This is a genomic window from Synechococcus sp. WH 5701, assembly GCF_000153045.1.
Lineage (GTDB): Bacteria > Cyanobacteriota > Cyanobacteriia > PCC-6307 > Cyanobiaceae > Regnicoccus_A > Regnicoccus_A antarcticus.
Window position 1 is genome coordinate 1 of record NZ_AANO01000024.1, and the last position, 2,044, is coordinate 2,044.

The window sequence follows — 2,044 nt, forward strand, 5'->3', positions numbered from 1 at the left end:
GGGCGGAGATCCCCGCGAGGCGTTGCTTCAAGCCTTGGAGGGCAGTTCCCCAGCGGACCGTAACGACCGGCAGCAGTTACTGCTGGGATTGCTGCAGTCGGATCAGGAGCCTCCTGTGGTTGAGAACCGCTGGCTCACTGATCCGCTCATCCGGCGATTGATTTGTGAGCGACAACCCTCGAGCGTTGATGGTTGTGTTGATGCCGATGTGGCGTCAGCAGCGGCCTGGCGCCTTGCCGTGAGTGGCCTATTGCCTCTACTCACAGTTTTGCTGGGAAGTTTGCTGTTGTTGGTTCAAATCGTTCGAGCTTTAAGGGGGCGCCTTCAGCCTTGGCCGGCCGTGGATGGGCCCGCACTCAGCCTGATTGATGTGGTGTTGTTGGTGGCCGGTGGTTTTGTGGTGATCAGCGCTGTCGGCGTTCCGTTGGTCGCCCTGCCGTTGGTTGCAAGCTTCACCGCCGGGCTCGAAAGTCCACGGCGCGAGGCCGTCACGGTGGTGATTAATTACAGCGTGATGGCCCTGCCAAGTTTGTTCATCCTTTGGCGTCAGCTCAAGGCACTGCCTCGCGCTCAGGCACCCAAAGGGGGGTGGCTCCAGTGGCGCTGGCGGCCATGGCCCGGAGCCATCTCGTCAGCCGTTGGAGGTTGGTTGATGGTGACGCCTGTGGTGGTGGCAACGGGTTGGCTGTTGGTTCGCTTGGTTGGCGACCCCGGTGGCAGCAATCCCCTATTGGAGCTCGTTTTGGGTAGCCAAGATCCACTGGCTCTGGTCCTTCTCGGTTTAACAGCTGTCGTGTTGGCGCCGCTGTTTGAAGAGATCATTTTTCGCGGAGCGCTTCTTCCGGTTTTGGCGAAGCGCTGGGGCACCGCGGTGGGCGTTGTGCTGAGTGCCCTGTTGTTTGCCATGGCCCACATCAGCATCGGTGAGTTGGCGCCCTTAACTGTGCTCGGCATTGGCTTGGCATTGGTGCGCGTCAGCACGGGCCGACTCCTTCCATCGGTGTTGATGCATGCCCTTTGGAATGCCATCACCTTTCTCAATTTGCTTGTGCTCTGAGCCTTGCCGCTCCTTGAAGCAGGTGGTTCACTTACGTATTCGCTATTCCCAGGGTGGTAGCCGCTCCGGAAAAGCGCTCAACGACCCGGACCTTAGAGCTCATTCAAGGTTCTTTGTCGTCTGGACGCATTGCCAGGCGATCGCCCTGGTTAGGAGGCGTGCATCGTGTGATGGACGGCACCCTGCTGGGGGTTGTTGGCGCTGCTGCTGTGTTGGCTGGTTTGACCCTGCACTGGCAGCACCGTTGGACCGTGGCCTTCAATCGTCTTGAGTCCACGCGCATTCAGGCCCATCGCTTGACTGAATCAACAGCTGTGATGGAACAGCATCTGTTAAGGAGCACCACTCAGCCGGCAAGCCTCGTCCCGACGCAAGTTGCCAACCTTGTTCATGTTGAGCGACCCATCTCCGCAATCCAGCCATCGGCCCATGCGTCGTTGGCCGCTTCGATTGGTGAGGTGATGTTCCAGCGGCCACGCTCGGGGTATTAATGACGAGACGCTCCCGCCCTGAGCAGCGGTCGCGTCGTCCGTCGCGCCCGTCCACGAATCGGACCCGTTCAAGGGTTGTTGCGTTGGCGCCAGTCCCACCGAACCGCTTGTGGATTGTTTTTTTGATCCTTTGCACGGGCTTGTTGGGCCTCGTCGGCCGGATGGCTTGGCTCCAGTTGGTGCAAGCTCCGGCGTTGGAAGAGCAGGCACGCCAGCTTCAAACCCAACGCACCCGTCCCTTGGGGCAACGTCGACCGATTGTTGATCGCACCGGTCGCTTGGTCGCAATCGATGAGAAGCGCTTCCGTCTTTGGGCCCACCCCCGTTATTTCAACCTTCCTGGGGACCCCCCAAACCTGGTACGCCCCTCCTCCGATGTGGTGGAGCTTTTGGCTCCTCACCTAGCGATTCCAGCGTCTGAGTTGTTGAAAGCCCTTCGGACACGTTCTTCGGGAATCAAGTTGGGCGAGGAGCTCGACCCTGAAACAGCAAAACG

General features: G+C 59.7%; 2 protein-coding genes and 1 pseudogene. All 3 read left to right on the forward strand.

Features of this window, described 5'->3' with window-relative positions; all coding sequences use genetic code 11:
* Positions 1-1,057, forward strand: a 1,057-nt coding sequence (locus WH5701_RS00100; RefSeq protein ID WP_006169711.1) for a CPBP family intramembrane glutamic endopeptidase, incomplete at its 5' end; no start/stop codon positions are given.
* A 53-nt stretch (positions 1,058-1,110) separates the two neighbouring features.
* The gene (locus tag WH5701_RS15995) at positions 1,111-1,548 is read left to right on the forward strand and encodes a hypothetical protein (RefSeq protein WP_006169712.1); all 438 of its coding nucleotides are present in this window, start codon (positions 1,111-1,113) and stop codon (positions 1,546-1,548) included.
* A pseudogene (locus tag WH5701_RS18145) lies at positions 1,548-2,044 on the forward strand (penicillin-binding protein 2); the annotation flags it as partial. The gene WH5701_RS15995 and the pseudogene WH5701_RS18145, both read left to right, overlap by 1 nt.